The organism is Herbidospora daliensis (assembly GCF_001570585.1).
Lineage (GTDB): Bacteria > Actinomycetota > Actinomycetes > Streptosporangiales > Streptosporangiaceae > Herbidospora > Herbidospora daliensis.
Genome location: NZ_BBXF01000014.1, coordinates 1 through 21,986, shown reverse-complemented (window position 1 = coordinate 21,986; position 21,986 = coordinate 1). Strand labels below are relative to the sequence as shown.

The 21,986-nt window shown below is 69.3% G+C and carries 21 protein-coding genes and 1 rRNA gene; 13 read left to right on the top strand and 9 right to left on the bottom strand.

The features are described from left to right. Positions 1–21: 21 nt before the first annotated feature. Positions 22–540: a hypothetical protein gene (locus AW274_RS37895; RefSeq protein WP_062443825.1), complete on the top strand. Its 519-nt coding sequence runs from the start codon at positions 22–24 to the stop codon at positions 538–540. Here the strand turns inward: AW274_RS37895 and AW274_RS37890 are convergent. The 5 genes from AW274_RS37890 to AW274_RS37870 are packed head-to-tail and all read right to left on the bottom strand — an operon-like array spanning position 519 to position 5,122. After that, the gene (locus AW274_RS37890) at positions 519–1,985 is read right to left on the bottom strand and encodes a dynamin family protein (protein WP_062443822.1); all 1,467 of its coding nucleotides are present in this window, start codon (positions 1,983–1,985) and stop codon (positions 519–521) included. The two genes, AW274_RS37895 and AW274_RS37890, sit on opposite strands and share 22 nt — an antisense overlap. Then, positions 1,982–3,826, bottom strand: a complete 1,845-nt coding sequence (locus AW274_RS37885) for a dynamin family protein (protein WP_062443818.1) — start codon at positions 3,824–3,826, stop codon at positions 1,982–1,984. Before AW274_RS37885 ends, AW274_RS37890 begins: the two co-directional genes overlap by 4 nt. Continuing rightward, the gene (locus tag AW274_RS37880; protein ID WP_062443815.1) at positions 3,823–4,068 is read right to left on the bottom strand and encodes a hypothetical protein; all 246 of its coding nucleotides are present in this window, start codon (positions 4,066–4,068) and stop codon (positions 3,823–3,825) included. The genes AW274_RS37885 and AW274_RS37880 overlap by 4 nt, the downstream gene beginning before the upstream one ends. Then, the gene (locus tag AW274_RS37875; RefSeq protein ID WP_062443811.1) at positions 4,065–4,613 is read right to left on the bottom strand and encodes a hypothetical protein; all 549 of its coding nucleotides are present in this window, start codon (positions 4,611–4,613) and stop codon (positions 4,065–4,067) included. Before AW274_RS37875 ends, AW274_RS37880 begins: the two co-directional genes overlap by 4 nt. Beyond that, positions 4,610–5,122: a cysteine peptidase family C39 domain-containing protein gene (locus AW274_RS37870; protein WP_157520942.1), complete on the bottom strand. Its 513-nt coding sequence runs from the start codon at positions 5,120–5,122 to the stop codon at positions 4,610–4,612. Before AW274_RS37870 ends, AW274_RS37875 begins: the two co-directional genes overlap by 4 nt. A 95-nt stretch (positions 5,123–5,217) precedes the next feature. On the opposite strand from AW274_RS37870, the gene AW274_RS37865 reads away from it, so the two are divergent. Together AW274_RS37865 and AW274_RS37860 are read left to right on the top strand one after the other, a co-directional pair. After that, a complete protein-coding gene (locus AW274_RS37865; protein ID WP_062443805.1) occupies positions 5,218–5,898 on the top strand; it encodes a Crp/Fnr family transcriptional regulator in 681 nt (226 codons plus the stop codon). Beyond that, a complete protein-coding gene (locus AW274_RS37860; RefSeq protein WP_062443801.1) occupies positions 5,895–6,518 on the top strand; it encodes a hypothetical protein in 624 nt (207 codons plus the stop codon). Before AW274_RS37865 ends, AW274_RS37860 begins: the two co-directional genes overlap by 4 nt. A 2-nt stretch (positions 6,519–6,520) precedes the next feature. Here the strand turns inward: AW274_RS37860 and AW274_RS37855 are convergent, their stop codons facing one another. The 3 genes from AW274_RS37855 to cutA all read right to left on the bottom strand — a co-directional run bounded on the left by AW274_RS37855 (position 6,521) and on the right by cutA (position 10,074). Then, positions 6,521–7,402: an NUDIX domain-containing protein gene (locus AW274_RS37855; RefSeq protein ID WP_198169602.1), complete on the bottom strand. Its 882-nt coding sequence runs from the start codon at positions 7,400–7,402 to the stop codon at positions 6,521–6,523. A 13-nt stretch (positions 7,403–7,415) separates the two neighbouring features. Continuing rightward, the gene (locus tag AW274_RS37850) at positions 7,416–9,665 is read right to left on the bottom strand and encodes an Hsp70 family protein (protein ID WP_198169601.1); all 2,250 of its coding nucleotides are present in this window, start codon (positions 9,663–9,665) and stop codon (positions 7,416–7,418) included. Between the two features lie 88 nt (positions 9,666–9,753). Continuing rightward, positions 9,754–10,074, bottom strand: a complete 321-nt coding sequence (cutA, locus tag AW274_RS37845) for a divalent-cation tolerance protein CutA (RefSeq protein ID WP_062443792.1) — start codon at positions 10,072–10,074, stop codon at positions 9,754–9,756. Between the two features lie 25 nt (positions 10,075–10,099). Between cutA and AW274_RS37840 the strand changes: the two genes are divergently transcribed. From AW274_RS37840 to AW274_RS39915, 3 genes are read left to right on the top strand one after another with little or no spacing between them, the layout of a single operon-like run. Beyond that, positions 10,100–10,579: a flavoprotein gene (locus tag AW274_RS37840; protein WP_062443789.1), complete on the top strand. Its 480-nt coding sequence runs from the start codon at positions 10,100–10,102 to the stop codon at positions 10,577–10,579. Beyond that, positions 10,576–11,472, top strand: coding sequence for an SDR family oxidoreductase (locus AW274_RS37835; protein WP_062443787.1), 897 nt, complete (start codon positions 10,576–10,578; stop codon positions 11,470–11,472). Before AW274_RS37840 ends, AW274_RS37835 begins: the two co-directional genes overlap by 4 nt. An 11-nt stretch (positions 11,473–11,483) precedes the next feature. Next, entirely contained in the window at positions 11,484–12,380 is an 897-nt protein-coding gene (locus tag AW274_RS39915; protein ID WP_232320690.1) for a GNAT family N-acetyltransferase, read from the top strand. Between the two features lie 110 nt (positions 12,381–12,490). Here AW274_RS39915 and AW274_RS37820 read toward each other — a convergent pair whose 3' ends face one another. Next, positions 12,491–12,958 (bottom strand): ATP-binding protein, encoded by a 468-nt coding sequence (locus AW274_RS37820; protein WP_062443785.1) that lies wholly within the window; start codon positions 12,956–12,958, stop codon positions 12,491–12,493. A 264-nt stretch (positions 12,959–13,222) separates the two neighbouring features. Between AW274_RS37820 and AW274_RS37815 the strand changes: the two genes are divergently transcribed. The 7 genes from AW274_RS37815 to AW274_RS37785 all read left to right on the top strand — a co-directional run. Further along, complete coding sequence (locus tag AW274_RS37815; protein ID WP_062443783.1) at positions 13,223–14,092, top strand: Sco1979 family transcriptional regulator; 870 nt, start codon at positions 13,223–13,225, stop codon at positions 14,090–14,092. A gap of 173 nt (positions 14,093–14,265) precedes the next feature. After that, entirely contained in the window at positions 14,266–15,645 is a 1,380-nt protein-coding gene (tig, locus tag AW274_RS37810; protein WP_062443782.1) for a trigger factor, read from the top strand. A 217-nt stretch (positions 15,646–15,862) separates the two neighbouring features. Continuing rightward, a complete protein-coding gene (locus tag AW274_RS37805) occupies positions 15,863–16,507 on the top strand; it encodes a ClpP family protease (RefSeq protein WP_083975497.1) in 645 nt (214 codons plus the stop codon). Between the two features lie 11 nt (positions 16,508–16,518). Continuing rightward, positions 16,519–17,163: an ATP-dependent Clp protease proteolytic subunit gene (locus tag AW274_RS37800; protein ID WP_062443779.1), complete on the top strand. Its 645-nt coding sequence runs from the start codon at positions 16,519–16,521 to the stop codon at positions 17,161–17,163. 198 nt (positions 17,164–17,361) lie between these two features. After that, positions 17,362–18,639: an ATP-dependent Clp protease ATP-binding subunit ClpX gene (gene clpX / locus AW274_RS37795; RefSeq protein ID WP_030456815.1), complete on the top strand. Its 1,278-nt coding sequence runs from the start codon at positions 17,362–17,364 to the stop codon at positions 18,637–18,639. 48 nt (positions 18,640–18,687) lie between these two features. Next, the gene (locus tag AW274_RS37790) at positions 18,688–21,270 is read left to right on the top strand and encodes a valine--tRNA ligase (protein WP_439648812.1); all 2,583 of its coding nucleotides are present in this window, start codon (positions 18,688–18,690) and stop codon (positions 21,268–21,270) included. Positions 21,271–21,705: 435 nt separating this feature from the next. Beyond that, positions 21,706–21,986: ribosomal RNA gene (locus AW274_RS37785) — 16S ribosomal RNA — on the top strand; the annotation flags it as partial.

The window sequence follows — 21,986 nt, the reverse complement described above, 5'->3', positions numbered from 1 at the left end:
GTGATCGTAGGCTCCGCCACCATGACCACCACCCAGACCGTGTCCTTCGGCCTCCACGTCCACTACTGGCAGGCCTATCTGGTCGACGCCACCGACGACGCCATGGGCCCCGACGGGATGCTCGACGACCACCCCACCCACCCCGTCGGCATCATCCGCGTCGAAGACGGCGACGCCTTCCTGATCACGGGCCTGCACACCGGCACCGTCGGCTTCTCCGTCGCGGTGGCGGCGGACGACCCGGGCCCGGAGACCGGCTACGAGGACATCGTCGAGATCAGCATCGAGTCCGAGGCCGGACGGTTCGAGCTGCACGAATGGGGCGGCGGCGACGTCCACGAACTCCCCGAGCTGCCGGCCGGGCCGGGCTGGTACCGGCTGCGCTACCACGCCCAGAACATGGACCAGGCGGCCGAGGCCGACACCTCGCGGGAGGTCATCGACCGCTACCTGCTGCAGATCTGGCCCCAGGACGAGTCCGAACCCCGCGTCGTCCAGAGCGCGAGCGGGCACCTCGCCTACTGGCGCCGGCCGCGCTGACTGAAGGCCGCCCGCACCACCCGCGCCGCGTTCCGGGTCGCCACGTCGAACCCGGGATGGAATGCCAGCTCGCTCCAGTGTCTGACCCGGTCGCCCACGTCCGCGGGCGGGTCGGCGTCGCCGTACTCGCCGAGCACGCGCCGGGACTCCTCCAGGTCCTCCGGCGACAGCCCGAGCCGTCCCTCGTATCCGTCCCGCAGGACCTTGAGCTGTTCCAGCGCCACGCTCTCCCGCGCCTCCATGTGGGCGAGTTCGGCCAGCGCCCGTCCGTAGGCCAGTTCGGCCCGCGCCGGGAGGCCTGCCGGGCGCAGGGTGCGCAGCCATGCCAGGGCGCCGGTCGTCTTGATCACGTCGGCCCGGCGGCCGAAGTGGTCGAGCAGCAACGTCCGCAGGGCGGTCAGCCGTGACCGGTTGGCGAGTTCCGAGCGGAGCGCCGGCAGGTCGGCGCCGTCCCTGATCAGGCCGCAGGCCGTCACCACGCCGAACTCGCTGAAGCGCCGCACCAGGTCGGCCCGCCGGGGGCCGGGGACGTCGAGGTCCGCGTACTCGAAGAAGATCTCGCCGCGGTCGATCCGCTCGGCCAGTTCGACGGGGTCCAGGCGGCTGAGCGTGGTCAGGTCGGCGAAGTCCGTCTCGGTGCAGCTTCCGGCGGCCGAGGCCATCAGGCCGGCCACCGGGAGGATCGTCAGCATCGTGTTCCGCACGCCCGGCGCGGACATCAGGCGGGCGGCCACCCGGTCGGCGTCCCGGAACGGGTCGGGGCGGTCGGCGCTCCAGCCCATCTCGACCTTGTTCAGCACCCCCACCGCGTTGAGGGGGCCGAGGCCGGCGACGTCCAGGCCGCTGAAGTCGGCCAGCAGGGCGGTGTCGTCGAGGTTCAGGCCGCGGGCGAAGGCCAGCACGACGGCGTCGGCGCGGGCCGCGTGGGTCAGGGACGACGACCGCACGTCCGCGCCCGTCCGCCCCAGGAAGTCGAGCGTCTTGCCCGACTCGTCGCCGAAGTGGGCGTCCAGGCCCACCGTGTCGACGAGGTCGAAGGATCTGAGCTGGTCGAGGTCGGCGACGACCTCCAGGTGGGAGATGCCCTTGAGGTCCTTGGCCTGCCGGCCGACCAGGGCCTCCAGCTCGTGGAGGTCGTGACTTTCGGGAGGCCGGCCGTCGTCGTAGTGGACGGTCAGGCCGGGCACGGCGCCGTGGCGGAGGATCGCGATGTTGAAGGTCAGCTCGTTGACGCCCGTCGGCACCCGGTAGCCGCCGAGCAGGGCGTTGACCAGCGTCGACTTGCCGCAGCTGACCCGGCCGACCAGGGCCACCGTCATCGGCGCGCGCAGCTTCGACACCTGGTCGTCGAGCGAGCGGCGTACCGGATCGAGAGCCGGATGGTCGCCCAGGGCCAGCCGGGCCCGTTCGAAGGAGGTGGTCACCGAGGCGCGCAGTTCTCTCATTCGTCGGCCCAGGAGTCGTCGGGCTCGGCGGGGGCCCCGGCCAGGGCCGACACGCCGTTGGACAGGTGGCGGACCCGCGCGTCGAGCGACAGCAGGCGTCCACGGGCCTCCTGGAGCTCCGCCCTTCTGGCCTTGCCCTGCTCTCCCGTGGTCCGGGAGGCGCGTTCGAGCGAGGCGATGCTCTCGGAGGCCGACTCGATCTCCTGGGTGAGGCGGGCGGTCAGGTCGTCGGCGGCCTCTCGCGCCAGGTCGCGGAAGGCGTCGGTGATCCCGTTGCCGAGTTCGCGGGAGACGGTCCGGTGAGCCGGTTTGAGTTCCGCCCGCAGGTTCTCCCTGACCAGGCGGTTGTCCTGGAAGGCGCGGCTCTTCACCTCGCGGAAGGCGCCCGCGCAGGCGCCGATGACGCCGCCGATCAGGGTGCCGAGGCCGGGCACGATCGCGCTGCCGATCGAGGCGCCGATCGCCGCGCCGAAAGAGCTGCCCCGCATGACGGGCAGGGCGATGCCGGGACGGTCGGCCATGGCGCGGTCGCGGCCGGCGCGCAGGCGGTCCAGTGACGGGATCGCGATCGTCCCGGTCAGCCCGTGGCCGAGGCCGATGCCGTGCCGGGTGGTGAACTCCGCCAGGAGCCGGGCCGCCTCCTGCTCCGCGGCGCGGTTGACCCGGGTCGTCACGGCCGCGCACTCCGCGGTGAGCCGGCCGACGAGCCCTTCCGGGTCGCCGGTCAGCGACGCGTCGAAGAGGAAGTCCTGCTCGAACCGGTCCCACACCTCGTCGAGCCAGCCGTCGGCCGTGGCCCGCAGCCGCCGCGCGGCGTCGTCGAGGTCGCGCCTCAGCCGGTCACGCCAGTCGCGGCCGTGGCGCAGCGTGTCCTTGCGGGCGCGGGCCGTCTCCAGGTCCCGTCTGATCCGGTCCCGCTCGGCCTGGTCGGCCGCGTCCAGCGCGGCGATCTCGGTGTCCACCGGTCCCAACGCGGCCTGTACGCCGTCAGCCGCCGCCCGCAGCCCGTCTCCGAGCATCGCCCTCACGCGGCGGCGGGCCAGCGTCGCCCACAACACCCGTTCGAGTTCGTCGAAGTTGGCCAGCCGCCGGTCGTCGTCGTGCCCCTTGGCGAGGTAACGCTGCCGGGCCACGCTGGAGACCGGGATCAGGACCGGCTCGCGGCCGGTCACGTCGGCCAGTTTCGCGCGCGTGTTCGCGAGCAGCTCCTGCCGGTCGGCGCCCTTGTCGAAGCGGGTGCAGACGCAGATCAGCGCGTCCACGTCGTCGGTGGCGCGGGCCGAGCGCATGGCGGTGCGGAGGAAGCCGAGCTCCGAGGCCATCAGCGGCTGGGAGGTGTCGGTCACGAAGATCACCGCGTCGGCCGTGTTCAGCGCGCTCAGCGTGGCCGCCGTGTGGTCGGGCAGCACCCCGCCGACGCCGGGGCTGTCGAGCAGGACCAGCCCGGAGGCCAGCTTCCGGTTCGGGGTCAGGATCTCCACCAGGGAGGTGTCACGGGCGGCGCCGCCCTCGGCCGCGTGGTCGGCCAGCTCGGCCCGGGTGATCCGCTTCACCTGGTCACCGGTGTGGGCGGTGACGACCTCGGTCTCGCCGTACGCGATGGAGACGATCGCCCGCGTCGCGTAGAAGGTGTCGACCGGCAGCAGATCGGGCTCCTCCAGCAGCGCGTTGATCAGGCTGGACTTGCCGCGCTTGAACTCGCCGCAGACCAGGACGCGCAGCCTGCCGTCGCGCAGGCGGGCGGCGGCCTCGTCCAGGAGGGTGGTCGTGGTGCCGGTCGAGATCGCCGCGACGTCGGCCAGGAGGGCGAGGACGCCGTCGCGGAGAGATTCGTAGGTCATTTCGGGGTCACCTGCTCGCCGGTGCGGTCGTTGTAGTATTCGTTCCACGAGGTGGAGTAGGAGACGGTGTCGCCGCCCTCGGTCAGGCCCTGGTGGGGGAGCGAGGTACCGAACCTGATCTCGTCGAAGGCGGCGGCGTGCGACAGGTCGCCGGGGTCCTGGTCGTCCCAGCCGTCCCACGCGTCGTCGGCGGGCGCGAACTCGGGGTCGTCGTCGTCATAGGGGAGGTCGTCGTCGGTCACGGGGCCTCCGGCCCGAGGAAGCGGCCGAAGAACGCCGGGCCCAGCACGCGGTAGTAGTGCTCCAGCGGGGGTTCGAGCAGCTCGCGCAGCAGCCGGCCGAACTCGTCGCCGGCCCCGAACGGGCGGTCGTGCAGCATGCCGTCGAGCATCTCGTCGTACAGGCTCAGCAAGGCGTCGCGTTTCTCCAGGTAGGCGCGCTTGCTGCCGCGCAGCGACTCGTGCGGGAACACCCCGGCGGGGTCGCGGTTCCCTGGTTTCCACGGCCGGGTGTAGCGCAGGTCGGCGTACTCGACGGCCCGCCGGGTGCGCCAGTCGACGGTGATGGTGGCGAAGAACGGATAGATGTCGGTGCCGCCCGTGGGCCGCCCCCTGAACCCGAACAGCGGGATCCGGACGAACACCCCGGCCGCCGAGCCGTCCCACGCCGGCCGGTGGCGGACGGGGATCGGCCAGCCGAGGCCCGACTCCATCGGGACCGACTGGCGGAACAGCGGCATCGCCCGCAGTTCGGCCGACATGAACGTGCCGAGGCGGCTGGCGCTCATGACCGGCCCCCGGCCGCCGTCACCATGAAGTTGCCCGACCCGCGCCACGATTCCAGGAACACCTCGACCGGCACCGTGCCCACCCCGCGCGCCGGGTCGTCCAGGACGACGTCGCGGCCCTCGAACCCGACCACGCGGACGGCGTGGTCGGCCGTCTGCCCGGGGATCCCCGAGCACGCCGCCAGGTCGAGGTCGCCGGGTTCGTCGGCGAGCGTCTCCGCCCGCACCCCGACGATCACCCCCTCGCCCCGGCCGAGGGCGTCGTGCAGCGACCCGAGATCGGCGTGGACGTGCTGGGCCACCTCCAGGCCGTAATAGGCCAGCAGCCGCCCGACGTCGAGCATCGGGGTGCCGCCGCCGGGGGTGTACCAGCCCTCGCGCTCGGCGACGCCGATCATCTCCTCCTCCGGAGGACGGACGCCGCCGACGTCCTCCAGCACCCCTTCCTGAGCGGCGATGGCACAGGTGTCGGAGTGGTGCTGGGGATGCCATTCATTGTCATCCGGCATTTCTTGGTGTTCATCCCAAAAGTCAAATAGGTCGTCGTCCACGATTCACTCCGATAAATGCTGATTTCAGCGTTGGCGGGGCGCACAATGAGAACGTGTTCGGTTCCGTGCATCGATGGCCGCCGGCCAGCCTGCTCGGCTCCCTGCCGCCCGCACTCCGCACCCGGTTGTTGTCTCTCGGCTTCGAGATCGGCAAAGACCCCGACTCCGTCCTGATGCACGAGGGCGAGCAGACCCGGCACGCCTTCCTCCTCGTCAGCGGGTACGTCCGCGTCACCGGCACCACCGAGGCGGGCCGCGTGGCCCTGCTCGCCATCCGGGGCGCCGGCGACCTCATCGGCGAACTGGCCGCCCTCGACGGCCGCCCCCGATCGGCCACCATCACGGCGGCGTCGTCCCTGATCGCCCGCGTGATCAGGCACGACGTCCTGCGCACCTTCATGACCGGCCACCCCGAGGCGGCCGTCGCGATCAGCTCGGCGATCGGCGCCAAACTGCGCAGCGCCACCCGCAGCCGCATCGACCTCAGCGGCGCCCCGGCCCAGCTGCGGGTCGCCCGCGTGTTACGCGAACTGGCCGACACCCACGGCATCCCCGGGCCCGGCGACACCGTGGAGCTCGCGCTGTCGCAGCCCGACCTCGCGGCCCTGACCGGCACCAGCAAACCCCGCGTCGAAGCCGTGCTCCGCGAACTCCGCCAGGAGGAGATCCTGTCCACCGGATACCGCCGCATCGTCATCCTCGACCCGGCCCGCCTGGCCAAACGCGCCCAATGACCGCCGACCCCTTCGACGGCGCCCCGGTCGGCGTGCGCCGGTTGTGCGCCGCCGCCGACCTGGTCGGCTACAGCGTCCGCGGCAACTGGCGGCACATCACCGCCCAGCAGACCCTGCACGCCGTCCTCACCGACGCCTGGGCCGAGGCCGGCCTGCCGCTCGACGCCTGCACCCGCCAGTACAACGGCGACGGCGGCGTCTTCCTGATGCCCGCCGACCTCGACGAACCCCGCTTCGTCAGCCGCCTGATCACCGCCCTCGCCGACCGCCTGGCCGGGGAGAACGAGGCCGGAGCCGACCGCTGGCGACTCCGGCTCGCCCTCCACGAGGGCGTCGTCCACGAGGCCGTGGCGGGCTTCGCCGGCCAGGCCGTGGTCCGGCTGGTCCGCCTCCTCGACTCCGCCGAGGTGCGCGAGGTCGTCCGCGACAGCACCGCCGACCTGGTGGTCGTCGTCTCCGGTCCCCTGTACGACGACCTGGTCGCCGGCGGCTACCCCGGCCTCGACCCGGCGGGCTTCCGCTACGTCAGCGTCGTGACGAAGACGGGGGAGTACCTCGACGGCTGGGTCCACGTGCCGGGCCGTCCGGTGCGCGACTGGCTCGACCTGGCCTTCGACTGACCTCAGTTCAGGTAACGCTCCAGACTGATGATCTTCTTCTCGGTGTAGTGGACGACCACGAAGGCGCCGGGGAACAACTCGATCTTCTCGTCGTCGACGTTCCTGGCCGCCAGCAGCAGCTTCAGCGTGTCCTCCACCGGCTGCCGGTACCCGCAGACCACCGCGCACTCCCCGGCCTCCATCGTCGTGTGGATCATCCGGAGCGCGCAGTTCGGCTCGAAGTCCTTCTTGGTGAGCAGCTTCTCGTTGCGGATGCCCAAGCCCTGCTCGGTGGCGTAGGGGCCGAGGGTCTGCCGGCAACGTTCGCTCTGACCGGCCACGACATAGGAGGGCCGGTAGGCGTTGAGGACGCCGTGCAGCCGGTCGGCCTGCCAGAGACCCCGAGCGTCGAGCGGCCGGATCCGGCCCTTGCCCTGCCAGCCGTCGTCGCCGCCTTCAAGAGTCCCGTGGACGGCCATGATCAGGACCTTGGTCACGGCGGTCCTGGCCTCGAAGGCGCGCACCACCGGCGCGTCGCGCGACTCCGTCAGCAGCCGTTCGGCCTCGTCGAGCGTCTTCCAATGGAGCCGGTTGACCTCGCTGTTCTGCACGAAGTCGCCCTCGGGAGAGTGCGCGGCCCAGTAGTCGGTCCGCCGCTTCCAGCCCTTCTTGCGGTACTTCACGGTGGTCAGCCACCGGCCGAAGGTCATCTTCAGCCCTGTCTCCTCGACGGCCTCCCGGAATCCCGCCGCGATGAGGTGCTCACCGGGGTCGAGCTTGCCCTTGGGCAGGCACCAGTCGTTCTTCTTGGTCCGGTTGATGACGGCGACCAGGGGGTTCTTCGGGTCGCCCCGCCAGATGAGCGCGCCGGCGGTACGCAGGAGATCGGGTTGTCTGTCGGCCATGTCGGTCATCTCCTCAGTCGAGCTCGTAGATCTGGATGAGCTGGCCGTCGCCGCCGCTGGCCACGAAGGTGCGGCCGTTCCAGGTCGCGATCGCGACGGCGTTGATCCAGTCGTTGTGGTCTTCGAAGAGGTGCAGGACCCTCCGCTGCCGCACGTCCCACACCCGGAGCCGCCCGTCGTCGCCCCCGCTGACGAGGACCATGGCCCCCTGGAGCGTTCCGAAGGCGACGGCCCGCTGGTCGCCGTCGCAGTCGAGGTAGGCGTAGTGCCGGTCTTCCAGCGGGAACCGGAGCACCAGACGGTCGTCGTCCCCGGCGACGGCGAGCAGCGGGCGGCCGTCGAGGCCGGCGGCCGCGACCGACACCACGTCGAGGTCGTCGTCCTCGTCGTAGTCGTACTGGTCCGGTTCCTCGGGGTCGTCCGGGTCGATCGTGGAGACGTCGTCACCGGTGGCGACGGCCACCCGGTCGTCCAGGAAGGCCAGGGACCTGATCCTCTCGGAGACCTCGAAGAGGGGAGCCGGACACGACAACGCCCCGCCGGTCACGGCCTCGACACGGAGCTCGCCATCGGCGTTTCCGACGGCCAGGTGGCGGCCTCCAGCGCCGAGGGAGACGGCCAGCGCGGTGATCGTGGCGCCGTAGTCGACCTCGTCGAGCTTCTCCCCGGTGGAGGCGTGCCACGTCGTCACGTAGTCGTCGTCGTCCCCGGTGACGACGACGGGCTCGCCGTCACCGGGCAGGACCGCCAAGGCGGTGACGCCCGACTCCACCGGCAGGTCGCGGAGCCGCCGGCCGGTCTCGGCGTCGCGTATCACCACGTGCTCGTTCTCCGAGGTGACGACCACGAGACGCCCGTCGACCTCGACCAGTTCGAGGTGGGAGACCTCGTCCGTCGCCTGGATGGTGTGCCGCACCCTCCCCGGGGGCGAGACGGGCTCGGCGGGTCGCGGCCGGGCCGTGACGAGCCAGTCGTCGGAGGTCACCGCCGTGCCCGCGTCGTAGTGGAGCGCCTGAACCGTCATCGGCCCCTCTCCACCCGACGCCAGGTCGTGGAGCGCTCCATCCGGGAGGCGGACCGAACCCAGCAGGCCGCCCGCCTCGACCAGGTCGCCCTCGGCGACCCGCCACTTCTGCAGCACCCCCCACCGCCCCGGGATCTCCCAGCGCAACGGCACCTCCCCGGCGGCCGGAGGCGAGGCGGCCGAGGTGCGGGTGTGCGCCAGCCCCGCCCACACGGCGGCCCCCTGGATGACCGCCAGGTCGGGGTCGCGGGTGTGCCGCAGCGGGCGGCCGAAGGCGCGGATCACGACGTCGGTGATCACCGGCATCCGGGTGCTGCCGCCCACCATGACCACCGAGGTGACCTGCTCGGGCGCGACCCCGCACCGCCTCAGCAGGTCCAGGCAGCAGGTGGTGGTCCGGTCGAGCACCGGCACCACCAGTTCCGCCAGCCGCCCGGCGGTCAGGGAGAGCAGCGTCCCGGCCGGTTCGAAGATCGCCTCCCCCGGGCTCACGTCGCTGAGCTGGTGTTTGACGCGTTTGGCCAGATCCCGCACCAGAACCTGGTGCCGGTGGCCCGGCGGCGGCCCGGACGGGAGCTGCGCCACCAGCTCGTGGTAGAGCAGCGCGTCGACGTCGCCGCCCCCGCAGTCGTCGAGGCTGGCGTGCCCGAGGATCTCGTGGACGCCCTGCTCCCCGACCCTGACCAGCGCGCAGTCGAAGGTGCCGCCGCCGAAGTCGTACACGAGCAGCAGGTCGCCGGGCACCGGCGGCGCCCCGGCCAGCGGCGCGAGCGCGGCGGCCACCGGCTCGGCGAGCAGCTCGACGAGCCCGAACCCGGCGCCCTCGGCGGCCCTGACCATCAGCGCCCGCCGGGGATCGCCCTCGCCGTAGGAGGCCGGCACGGTCAGCACGGCCCGCTCGACCGGGCCCCCGGAGATCCGCTCGGCCTCACCCTTGAGCGCCCGGATCATCGTCATGACCAGCTCCGACGCGGTGACGACCCGCCCGCCCAGGTCGATGCGGGCGTCGGACCGCAGCTCGCGCTTGAACTCGTCGCGGAACCGGTCGGGCGCGACGATGGTCTTGCGGTTGTCGGCGAGGGTGCCGACGAGGAGGGTGTCACCGGCCAGGCACACCACCGACGGCCACGACCAGAGCCCGGACGCGGGCTCCTTCACCAGTTCCACCCGCCCGGGACCGACGAGTGCGGCCGAAGAAGAACAGGTGCCGAAATCGACCGCGAGAATGGCTTGTCTCACGCATTCAGAGTGACCGGCGCCCCGCCGGGACATCCCCTTATTTAAGGGTTTCCAGCGCTATTCATAATTCGCCCGATTTATTTGGAATTCAGCTGCCGGTCTCCGCCGTCACCCACGCCAGATAGTCGCCCGACCCCATCGCCACCGGCACCGCGACGATCTCCGGCACGTCGTACGAGTGCACCTCCCGCACGCTCCCCGACAGGTCCCCGAACCGTTCCGCCGTCGTCTTGAACAGCACCAGCCACTCCCGCGACCGGTTCACCTCGCCCTCCCACCAATAGACGGAGGTGATCGGTCCCACGATCTGGGCGCAGGCCGCGTGGCGCCGCCCGACCACCGTCTCGGCCAGGAGATCGGCCTCCTCCGCCGATCCGGCCGTCACGCGCACCTCAATATGGTCAGACATGCCTGCACGCTAACCCGGGAGACCCATGGACCTCTACGTGATCGTCTGCGCCGCCGGGCCCGTCCGGGACCTCCCCGAGCTGGTCGCCGAGGCGCAGGCCAGAGACTGGACCGTCCAGGTCGTCACCACCCCCAAGGCGGTCGACTTCGTCGACGTGGCCGAGCTCGAACGGCGTACCGGAAGAAAGGTGCGGGTGAACTACCGGCACCCCAGCGAGCCCAAGCCGCCCCGGGCCGACGCGATCGTCGTCTATCCGGCCACGTTCAACACGATCAACAAGTTCGCCCTCGGCATCACTGACACCTATGCCCTGGGGCTGCTGGCCGAGGCCCCGGGGCTCGGCATCCCGGTCACGCTGGTGCCCTTCGTCAACGACGCCCTGGCCGCCAGGGCTCCCTACCGCGCCGCCGTGGCCGCGCTCCAAGAAGAAGGTGTACGTTTCGCCGCCGGCTGGCGGGAGGCCGGGCCGTTTTTGTCGGTGCCGCCCGACAGACTGAACGGATGACCATCGCACTCGTCGCGGGCGCGACCCGAGGGGCCGGAAGAGGAATCGCCGCCGAGCTGGGGGCGATCGGGGCGACCGTCTACGTCACCGGTCGCACCACCCGTGACCAGCAGTCGGAATACCAGCGTCCCGAGACCATCGAGGAGACCGCCGAGCTCGTCACCCGGGCGGGCGGCCGCGGCATCGCCGTCCAGGCCGACCACCTCGACAGAGACCAGGTCAAGGCGCTCGTCGAGCGCATCGACCGGGAGCAGGGGCGGCTCGACGTCCTGGTCAACAACATCTGGGGTTCCGAGAACCTGTTCAGCTGGGACAAGCCGCTCTGGGAGCACGACCTCGACGACGGCATGCGGATGTTGCGGCTGGCCGTCGACACCCACATCATCACCAGCCACTACGCCCTGCCGCTGCTGCTCCGGCACGAGGGCGGCCTGGTCGTCGAGATGACCGACGGCACGGCCGACTACAACGCCGTCAACTACCGCGTCACCTTCTTCTACGACCTGGTGAAGAGTTCGGTGCTGCGCATGGCGTTCGGGTTGTCCAAGGAGCTCGGGCCCAGAGGGGCCACGGCCGTCGCGCTGACGCCCGGCTGGTTGCGGTCGGAACTCATGCTGGAGCACTTCGGCGTCGGCGAGGAGAACTGGCGCGACGCCCTGGAGAACGAGCCCCACTTCGCGATCTCCGAGTCGCCGGCCTACGTCGGCAGGGCCGTGGCCGCGCTGGTGCGCGACCCCAGCCGGGCCCGGTGGAACGGCGCGTCGTTGTCCAGCGGCGGGCTGGCCCAGGTCTACGGCTTCACCGACGTCGACGGCAGCAGCCCCGACGCCTGGCGTTACGTCGTGGAGGTGCAAGACGCCGGAAAGCCGGCCGACACCACGGGCTACCGGTGAGAGAGCGCCAGTTGACGGCGATCGCCGAGATCGCCGGAATGGGGTTCGACGTCTGGTTGCGGGGCGGCTGGGCGATGGACTTCACGTTGGGCGAGGTGACCCGCGACCACGTCGACGTCGACTGGTTCGCCTGGGCCGACGACGCCGACCGGCTCGAAGCGGCCCTGCTCGCCCGCGGGTTCGTCCCGCAGCCGGGGCCGCCGCGCGACCAGCAGCGCGATTTCGGCCGCGACGGGGTCGAGGTCAGCTTCGCCCTGCTCGCCCGCGACCTGACCGTCGCGGGCGGCCCATATAAGGGAGAACGCTGGCCCGAGGGCCTGCTCGACGCCCCCGCGGGCAGCCTCGACGGCCTGAGCTGCCCCGTCATCGGCCTGGCCGCGCAGATCGAGATCAAGGAGATGATGCCGGTCTGGGTGCCCGGCCTGCCCCGGAGGGAGAAGGACGTGGACGACCTCGCGCGCCTGCGAATGCACGTTCGCCTGAGAGACGTCAGAGACTCCGACCTGGAGACCTTCCACGCCCAGGAACAGGACCCGGAGGCCACCCGCCGCTCCCGGTTCCCCGCCCGCGAGCGCGAGAGGTTCCTGAACCACTGGCGGCGGAACATCTTCCCCGACAAGGCCAACCACGTGCAGACCGTCGAGGTCGGCGGGCAGATCGCCGGCAACGTCATCGCGTGGTGGGAGGGCGACCGGCGGTTCCTGGGCTACTGGCTGGGGCGCGAGTTCTGGGGGAGCGGCGTCGGCACCCGCGCGCTGACCCTGTTCCTGGAGAAGGAGCAGGTGAGGCCGCTCCACGCCGACCCCCACGGCGGCAACGCGGCCTCGGTCAGGCTGCTGGAGCGGCTCGGCTTCACCCGGACCATCGTCGACGACGAGGGGTTCGTGCTCTACGTGCTGGAGAGCTGAAACTTTCGCCGGCCAACGTTCCGCTCCGTAGTGTCGACGCCATTACGGAGCGCCAGACCATCCCGTTATGGCGCACAACCCAAGCGGGTGGCCGGACGGAAAGAGAAGTGTCAGGCTCCGGTGCGGAACATCGCCCAGACGGCCTTGCCGCCCTCGTCGAGCGGGTCCCAGCCCCACGCCTGGCTGTAGGTCTCCACGATGTAGAGGCCGCGCCCGTTCTCCGAGACGAAGTCGGGCTCCTTGCGGGTGGGCACCTCGTCGCTGGGGTCGGCGACGGCGAGTATCACGTGGGGGGCGATGCGCACCAGCATGAGGGTGATCGGGTGGTCGGTGAACGCCCGCGCCGGATACAGAGCGTAACGAACGGCGTTGGTCACCAGCTCCGAAACGACCAGGGTGGCGTCGTCGGTGAGTTCCGAAAGTCCCCAACCCTGCAACGTCGATCGCGTAACATCGCGTGCGGTCTTCACCGAGTCCGCGAGGGGGCGTAACGGACAGGTGGCGGCGTCGGACTTGGGGGCGGTGCGCAGCAGGCGCTCCACCCCGACATCGCGGGCGGATATGGGATTATCCAACATCCTGCCCGCACCTCCCGATCGCCAGATTTGAGAACTAGTGCACCTTTGGCCCAATATGCACTAGGCCATCATGGGACAAGGGCCCGCCCCCTGCAAGACCCAAATGCACGTGCAAGCGCCCTGTGCACTTGCCCAAAACGTTGAGCGATTGTGAAATGGACGGGGGACCCAAGCCTTGTCTTCCTGGCCGGAAGTGGTGACACTGTGTGGGCTGGGGGTGTCGGCTCGACCTTCCCCGGCGAGTCGAGCAGAAAGGGAGGCGCCGTGACACGTACCCAACCGGGACAAGGTCCCACGGCGCTGCGCATCCTCCTCGGCACCCAGCTGCGCAAACTCCGTGAAGAACGCGGCATCTCGCGCTTCGAGGCGGGGCACCTCATCCGCGGCTCCGAGTCGAAGATCAGCCGCATGGAGCTCGGCCGCGTCAGCTTCCGCGAACGCGACGTCGAAGACCTCCTCACCATGTACGGCGTGGCCGAAGAGGCCGCCCGCAAGCCCATCCTCGAACTGGTCAAGCAGGCCAACGAGCCCGGCTGGTGGCACCGCTTCAGCGACGTCCTGCCCGGCTGGTTCCAGGCCTACGTCGGCCTCGAAGAGGCGGCCGCCCGCATCCGGACCTACGAGGTCCAGTTCGTGCCGGGCCTGCTGCAGACCAAGGAGTACTCCCGCGCGGTCATCACGGCCGGCGCGGTCGGCTCGGCCCCCGAAGAGATCGCCCGGCGGGTCGACCTGCGGCTCGAACGCCAGCGCCAGGTCCTCGAACGCACCACCCCGCCCACCTTCTGGGCCGTCATCGACGAGGCGGCGCTGCGCCGCCCGATCGGCGGCGTCGACGTGATGCGCGGGCAGATCCAGCACCTGATCGAGCTGATGGACCAGACGAATGTCACGATCCAGGTGATGCCCTTCCACTTCGGCGGACACGCCGCGGAGGGCGGCGCGTTCAGCATCCTGCGTTTCCCCGAGGCGGAGCTCCCCGACATCGTCTACGTCGAGCAGCTCGGCAGCGCCCTCTATCTCGACAAACGCGACGAGGTCGACAAGTACAGCGAGGTGATGGAACGCCTCTGCGCGGTCTCCACCACCCCGAGCGAGACCGTCGACATTCTCAGAAAGATCTCGCGCGAACTCTGAGGCGTCACTCGCGGGGGCTGCTCTGCTCTAGACTGAAGTTTGGCGCTGGACACCCCGCCGCAGTGGAGCATGCCCATGTGCCCTCTTCGTGGGCGCGGTGCGCGTAACGTGCCGCGGTAGCTGTGCATGACGCGCCCGCGATCACCAGATGCTGTTATTTAGGAGACCACCCCGTGAAGACCGCTGTCGAGGAGCTCAGCCCCACTCGGGTGAAGCTCACCGTCGAGGTGCCGTTCGAGGAGCTCGAGCCGAGCCTGAAGGCCGCCTACAAGAAGGTCGCGCAGCAGGTGCGCGTCCCCGGCTTCCGCCCCGGTAAGGTTCCGGCCCGGATCATCGAGCAGCGCTTCGGCCGCGCGGTCGTGCTCGAGGAGACCCTGAACGACGCGCTGCCCGGCCTCTACGGCCGCGCCGTCGACGAGGTCGATCTCTTCCCGGTGAGCCAGCCCGAGATCGAGGTCACCCGGATCGACGACGGCCAGCAGGTGGAGTTCACCGCCGAGGTCGACGTCCGTCCCACCTTCGACCTGCCCGACTACGCGGGCACCGAGGTCACCGTCGACGCCGCGACCGTCGCCGACGGCGACGTCGACACCCAGCTCGACGCGCTGCGCCAGCGCTTCGCCACGCTGACCGGCGTGGAGCGCGCGGCCACCAAGGGCGACTACGTCGTCATGGACCTGCGCGCCGAGATCGACGGCCGCAACCTCGACGAGCAGCAGGCCGCCGACGTCTCCTACGAGGTCGGCGCCGGTTCGGTCCTCGAGGGCCTCGACGCCGCGCTCGAGGGCCTGTCGGCCGACGAGGAGAAGACCTTCCGCACCACGCTCGTCGGCGGCGAGAACGCCGGCGAAGAGGCCGACGTGATCATCAACGTCAAGTCGGTCAAGGAGAAGGTCCTCCCCGAGCTCGACGACGAGTTCGCGCAGCTGGCCTCCGAGTTCGACACGCTCGAGGAGCTCAAGAACAGCATCCGCGAGCAGGTCCGCCGCAACAAGCTGATCGAGCAGGTCGTCCAGGCCCGTGAGAAGGCCGTCGACGCCCTCATCGGCGGTCTCGAGATCCCGCTGCCCGACAGCGCCCTCAAGGCCGAGGTCGACGCCCGCAAGCACAACCTCGAGCACCAGATCGCCGAGAGCGGCCTGAGCCGCGAGGCATACTTCCGCCTCTACCAGACGACCGAGGAGGAGCGCTTCGCCGAGTTCGACGCCAACTCCGCCCGGGCGCTGAAGATGGGCTTCGTCCTCGACAAGATCGTCAAGGCGGAGGACATCGGCGTCAGCGAAGAGGAGCTGACCCAGTTCGTGGTGCGCCGCGCCGCCCAGATGGGCGTCGCGCCGAACACGCTGGCCCAGCACCTCGCCGACAACGACCAGCTGACCCTCGCGATGATGGAGATCGTCCGCGAGAAGGCCAAGTCGGTCGTGGGCGACGCCGCCAAGGTCGTCGACTCCGAGGGCAACGAGGTCGACCTCAAGGCCATCTACGCCGAGCTCAACCCCGAGCAGGAGGCCGAGGGGCTCGCCCAGGCCCCGGCCGGCGCCTCCGCCGAGTAGGCGACGGCTCACCGCAGTCTCTTTCAGGCCCCCGGTTTTCACCGGGGGCCTGTCTGTATGGGTTCGGTACGTCATGGGGCGGTCGAAACCCGTACAAACAGGGCGTGGGGGAGCATGCGCCGTCAGCGAACACCCGGGTGAGGGGGCATGAGCTGTAGGCGGCGCGCGTTAGGGTCGAGCAAAGCCAATCGATAACGACGCATCGGAAGGTGACGCTGTGACCAGCCCGCCGACCTTCTTCCAGCCCATCGGCTTCGAGCCCGAGTCGCGAGGCAGAGAGAACGGCCCCGCCCGGCTTGAAGACCAGCTCTACCAGCGTCTGCTGCGTGAGCGAATCGTGGTGCTCGGCACTCAGGTCAATGACGAGGTCGCCAACCGGCTCTGCGCCGAGCTCCTGCTGCTCGCCGCCGACGATCCCAACCGCGACATCTGGCTGTACATCAACTCCCCCGGCGGTTCCGTGACGGCCGGCATGGCGATTTACGACATGATGGAGTATGTGCCGAACGACGTCTGCACGGTGGGCATGGGCCTGGCCGCTTCCATGGGCCAGTTCCTTCTGTGCGCCGGGGCGCCGGGCAAGCGTTTCGCCCTGCCCCACGCCCGGATCATGATGCACCAGCCTTCCGGAGGCATCGGCGGCACCGCCGCCGACATCGCGATCCAGGCCGAGCAGATGCTCTACGTCAAGAAGACGCTGGCCGAGCGCATCGCCCACCACACGGGCCAGTCGCTCGACCAGATCGAGCGCGACTCCGACCGCGACCGCTGGTTCACGGCCGACGAGGCCAAGGACTACGGCTTCATCGACCAAGTGATCCGCAGCGCGCGGCAGGTGCCCTCCGAGGGCGCCGTTTCATGACGGGAGCGTCCATGAGTGACCTGATCCGGCCGGGTGACATCAACGGCCGTTACATCATCCCTTCGTTCGTCGAGCGTACGACCTACGGCGTGAAGGAGATGAACCCGTACAACAAGCTGTTCGAGGACCGCATCATCTTCCTCGGCGTGCAGATCGACGACGCGTCGGCCAACGACGTGATGGCCCAGCTCCTGACGCTGGAGTCGCTCGACCCCGACCGTGACATCAGCATCTACATCAACTCGCCCGGCGGCTCCTTCACGGCCATGACGGCGATCTACGACACGATGCAGTTCGTCCGGCCGGAGATCCAGACGGTGTGCCTGGGCCAGGCGGCCTCGGCCGCGGCGGTGCTGCTCGCGGGCGGCACGCCCGGCAAGCGCTTCGCCCTGCCGAACGCCCGGGTCCTGATCCACCAGCCCTCCACCGAGGGCGGCGGCCAGGGATCCGACATCGAGATCCAGGCTCGTGAGATCCTGCGTATGCGGGACCTTCTGGAGCAGATCGTGGCCAAGCACACGCGCAAGGAGCCGGCCGAGGTCCGTCGCGACATCGAGCGCGACAAGATCCTCAGCGCCGACGAGGCCAAGGCCTACGGAATCGTCGACGACATCATTCCGTCGCGTAAGCGCCAGACGGCTTCCGTCGCTTCGTAAGAGATCGAAGGTCGCAAGTGCACCGGAACGGTGCCCAATTGGGCACCTTCCGGTGCGACTCACCGCTAGGGGGCTCACCTAGGGCCCGGAAGACGGTAACGTCGAAACCTGAGCGGGATGACGTTTTCGCACCGAAGTGACCGGCGCGAATGACCGGACCGCGGCAGCAGGGCGGTCCCACGCAAAGGAGAGTCTGGGGTGGCACGCATCGGCGACGGGGGAGACCTGCTCAAATGCTCGTTCTGTGGCAAGAGCCAGAAGCAGGTCAAGAAGCTCATCGCTGGACCAGGCGTCTACATCTGCGATGAGTGCATCGAGCTCTGCAACGAGATCATCGAGGAGGAGCTCTCCGAGTCCTCTGAGCTGAAGTGGGACAACCTCCCCAAGCCTCGAGAGATCTACGAGTTCCTCGACGCCTACGTGATCGGCCAGGACAAGGCCAAGAAGGCCCTTTCCGTCGCGGTCTACAACCACTACAAGCGCGTCCAGTCCGGCGAGCGCGGCCGTGACGACGGGCTCGAGTTGTCCAAGTCCAACATCCTCCTTCTCGGCCCCACCGGCTCCGGCAAGACGCTCCTGGCCCAGACCCTGGCCAAGATGCTCAACGTGCCGTTCGCCATCGCCGACGCCACCGCCCTCACCGAGGCCGGCTACGTGGGCGAAGACGTCGAGAACATCCTGCTGAAGCTGATCCAGGCCGCCGACTACGACGTCAAGAAGGCCGAGACCGGCATCATCTACATCGACGAGGTCGACAAGATCGCCCGCAAGAGCGAGAACCCGTCGATCACCCGCGACGTCTCCGGCGAGGGCGTGCAGCAGGCGCTGCTGAAGATACTGGAGGGCACCACCGCATCGGTGCCTCCGCAGGGCGGCCGCAAGCACCCCCACCAGGAGTTCATCCAGATCGACACCACCAACGTGCTGTTCATCTGCGGTGGCGCCTTCGCGGGCCTCGAGAAGATCATCGAGTCCCGGGTGGGCAAGAAGGGCATCGGCTTCAACGCGATCATCAGGTCGAAGGAAGAGGTCGACTCGGTCGACATCTTCGGCGACGTGATGCCCGAAGACCTGCTGAAGTTCGGCATGATCCCCGAGTTCGTGGGCCGTCTGCCGGTCATCACCAGCGTCCACAACCTCGACCGCGAGGCCCTGATCCAGATCCTCACCGAGCCCCGCAACGCGCTGGTCAAGCAGTACCGGCGGCTGTTCGAGCTCGACAACGTGGAGCTGGAGTTCTCCGACGACGCGCTCGAGGCCATCGCCGACCAGGCGATCCTGCGCGGCACCGGCGCCCGTGGCCTGCGCGCGATCCTGGAGGAGGTCCTCCTCTCGGTGATGTACGAAGTGCCCTCGCGACAGGATGTCGCCCGGGTCGTGATCACCCGCGAGGCGGTCCTCGAACACGTCAACCCGACACTGATCCCGCGCGACCAGCTGAAGCAGCAGCGAACCCCGCGAGAGAAGTCCGCATAACACATATTGGGCCGGGGCGCTCGGTGGGAGCTTCTAGAATTGGCTCTCGTGACGACGCCTGAACTGCCGACCCAGTATGCCCCTGCCGATGTCGAGGCCCCCAGCTACGAGCGCTGGGTAGCGGCCGGTCACTTCGGAGCGAGCGCGGTAGACGGGCGAGAGCCGTACAGCATCGTCCTCCCGCCGCCGAACGTGACCGGCTCGCTCCATGTGGGCCACGCCCTCGACCACTCGATCCAAGACGTGCTGACCCGCCGGGCCCGCATGCAGGGCAACGCCACTCTCTGGCTGCCCGGCATGGACCACGCCGGAATCGCGACGCAGAACGTCGTCGAGCGCGAGCTGGCCAAAGACGGCCTCTCGCGCCACGACCTCGGCCGCGAGGCCTTCGTCAACCGGGTCTGGCAGTGGAAAGAGGAGTCGGGCGGCCGCATCCTCGGCCAGATGAAGAAGCTCGGCGACGGAGTCGACTGGTCCCGCGAGCGCTTCACGATGGACGAGGGCCTGTCTCGGGCCGTCCAGACGATCTTCAAGCGCCTCTTCGACGACGGCCTCATCTACCGGGCCAACCGCATCATCAACTGGTGCCCCCGCTGCCTGACCGCGCTGTCCGACATCGAGGTCGAGCACCAGGAAGACGAGGGCGAGCTCGTCTCGATCCGCTACGGCGACGGCGACGACGCGATCGTGGTGGCGACCACCCGGGCCGAGACCATGCTCGGCGACACCGCCGTCGCGGTCCACCCCTCCGACGAGCGCTACGCCCATCTGATCGGCCGCGAGGTCGAGCTGCCGCTGACCGGCCGGCGCATCCCGATCGTCGCCGACGACCACGTCGACCCCGCGTTCGGCACCGGCGCCGTGAAGGTCACCCCGGCCCACGACCCCAACGACTTCGAGATCGGCCGCCGCCACGACCTGCCGTCCCTGGCGATCATGGACGAACGCGGCGTCATCACCGCCCACGGGCCCTTCCAGGGGCTCGACCGGTTCGAGGCGCGCCCCGCGGTCGTCGCGGCGCTGCGCGCCGAGGGCCGGATCGTCGCCGAGAAGCGTCCCTACCTCCACAGCGTCGGCCACTGCTCGCGCTGCAAGACCGTGGTCGAGCCCCGGCTGTCGCTGCAGTGGTTCGTCAACGTCTCGCCGCTGGCCAAGGCCGCGGGCGACGCCGTCCGCGACGGCCGCACCCGCATCCACCCGCCGGAGCTGGCCAAGCGCTACTTCGACTGGGTCGACGACATGCACGACTGGTGCATCTCGCGCCAGCTGTGGTGGGGCCACCGCATCCCGGTCTGGTACGGCCCCGAGGGCGAGGTCGTCTGCGTCGGCCCCGACGACGAGATCCCCGAGGGCTACACGCAGGACCCCGACGTCCTCGACACCTGGTTCTCCTCGGGCCTGTGGCCGTTCTCGACGCTCGGCTGGCCCGAGCAGACCGACGACCTCAAGAAGTTCTATCCGACGACCGTCCTGGTCACCGGCTACGACATCCTCTTCTTCTGGGTCGCCAGAATGATGATGTTCGGCCTCTACGCCATGGACGGGCAGCCGCCGTTCAAGACCGTCGCGCTGCACGGCATGGTCCGCGACCAGTTCGGCAAGAAGATGTCGAAGTCGTTCGGCAACGTCATCGACCCCCTCGACTGGATCGAGCGCTACGGCGCCGACGCCACCCGCTTCACCCTGCTGCGCGGCGCCAACCCCGGCTCCGACGTGGCGATCAGCGAAGACTGGGCGGCCGGCTCCCGCAACTTCTGCAACAAGATCTGGAACGCAACCCGGTTCGCCCTCATGAACGGCGCCGTCAGCGACGGCCTGCCCGAGGAGCTGACCGCGGCCGACCGCTGGATCCTGTCGCGCCTGCACTCGGTGGTGTCGCTGGTCGACACGGCCTTCGACGACTTCGAGTTCGCCAAGATCAGCGACTCGCTCTACCACTTTGCGTGGGACGAGGTCTGCGACTGGTATCTGGAGCTCGCGAAGATCCAGATCGCCGGCGGCGGCCAGGTCGCCGAGAACACCAAGCGTGTCCTCGGCCACGTCTTCGACGCGCTGCTGCGCCTGCTCCACCCGCTGATCCCGTTCGTCACCGAGGAGCTGTGGCGCGCGGTCACCGGCAAGGAGTCGATCGTGGTCGCGCCGTGGCCGGCGCACGACCCGGCTCTCGCCGACCCGGGAGCCGAGTCGGAGATCGAGGCGGTCCAGAACCTCGTCACCGAGGTCCGCCGGTTCCGTTCCGACCAGGGCCTCAAGCCCGGTCAGCGGGTCGCGGCCCGATTGTCTCTCTCCGGTACGGCCACCGCCGCCCACGAAGACGCCATCCGTTCCCTCCTCAGGCTCGACCCGTCGGGAGAAACTTTCACCCCGACCGCCCGCCTCGCGGTGGGCACGGTCATCGTCGAGATCGACACGGCCGGCGCCATCGACGTGGCGGCCGAGCGCAAGCGCCTGGAGAAGGACCTCGCGGTCGCGAAGAAGGAACAGGCCCAGGTCACGGGCAAGCTCGGCAACGAGCAGTTCATGGCGAAGGCCCCCGACGACGTAGTCGCGAAGGTCCGTGCGCGGGCCGCCCAGGCGGTCGAGGACATCGCCCGTCTTGAGGCTCAACTTGCCTCGTTGCCCCAGGTTTAGGGTTTCGTGGCCAGGGAATGATTACCGGGTTGCCGAACTGGGTCGCGGCATCCCCGCCAAGGTGCTAATGTTCTTGTTACGCCAAGCGGGACGGCGCGGCCCGGACTCGGAAGAGCCGGGGCGATCAGATCCCCAAGGCGTCCCCAACAACTTCCTCCGGGAAACCGGGCGATTTGACATCGCCCGGAGCTCGGGTAAGTTAGACGGGTTGCTCTCGAAAGGGAGCACTTCCAGCGGGAAAAGGAAAATGTCGAATCACTGAATTTGACACTAACCGGAAGCGCTGCGAAGATAAAGACACAAAGAAAAAAGCAAGTCCGTTTCTTGAGAACTCAACAGTGTGCTAAAAGCCAGTGCATGATGCACAACCCCGTCATTTGATGACGGATTCCTTTGGTTGACATTATGTCAGCCGGGAAAATTCTCTGAAGACATCTTTTGGAGAGTTTGATCCTGGCTCAGGACGAACGCTGGCGGCGTGCTTAACACATGCAAGTCGAGCGGAAAGGCCCTTCGGGGTACTCGAGCGGCGAACGGGTGAGTAACACGTGAGTAACCTGCCCCTGACTCTGGGATAAGCCTGGGAAACTGGGTCTAATACCGGATGTGACGTCTTCCGGCATCGGATGGACGTGGAAAGTTTTTTCGGTCAGGGATGGACTCGCGGCCTATCAGCTTGTTGGTGGGGTAGTGGCCTACCAAGGCGACGACGGGTA

Coding starts and splice junctions, on each gene's coding strand:
- AW274_RS37800 (WP_062443779.1), top strand. CDS start 16,519: ATGAGTGACCTGATCCGGCCGGGTGACATCAACGGCCGTTACATCATC.
- AW274_RS37860 (WP_062443801.1), top strand. CDS start 5,895: ATGACCGCCGACCCCTTCGACGGCGCCCCGGTCGGCGTGCGCCGGTTG.
- AW274_RS37855 (WP_198169602.1), bottom strand. CDS start 7,402: ATGGCCGACAGACAACCCGATCTCCTGCGTACCGCCGGCGCGCTCATC.
- AW274_RS37885 (WP_062443818.1), bottom strand. CDS start 3,826: ATGACCTACGAATCTCTCCGCGACGGCGTCCTCGCCCTCCTGGCCGAC.
- AW274_RS37870 (WP_157520942.1), bottom strand. CDS start 5,122: ATGCCGGATGACAATGAATGGCATCCCCAGCACCACTCCGACACCTGT.
- AW274_RS37820 (WP_062443785.1), bottom strand. CDS start 12,958: ATGTTGGATAATCCCATATCCGCCCGCGATGTCGGGGTGGAGCGCCTG.
- AW274_RS37875 (WP_062443811.1), bottom strand. CDS start 4,613: ATGAGCGCCAGCCGCCTCGGCACGTTCATGTCGGCCGAACTGCGGGCG.
- AW274_RS37835 (WP_062443787.1), top strand. CDS start 10,576: ATGACCATCGCACTCGTCGCGGGCGCGACCCGAGGGGCCGGAAGAGGA.
- AW274_RS37890 (WP_062443822.1), bottom strand. CDS start 1,985: ATGAGAGAACTGCGCGCCTCGGTGACCACCTCCTTCGAACGGGCCCGG.
- cutA (WP_062443792.1), bottom strand. CDS start 10,074: ATGTCTGACCATATTGAGGTGCGCGTGACGGCCGGATCGGCGGAGGAG.
- AW274_RS37840 (WP_062443789.1), top strand. CDS start 10,100: ATGGACCTCTACGTGATCGTCTGCGCCGCCGGGCCCGTCCGGGACCTC.
- AW274_RS37895 (WP_062443825.1), top strand. CDS start 22: ATGACCACCACCCAGACCGTGTCCTTCGGCCTCCACGTCCACTACTGG.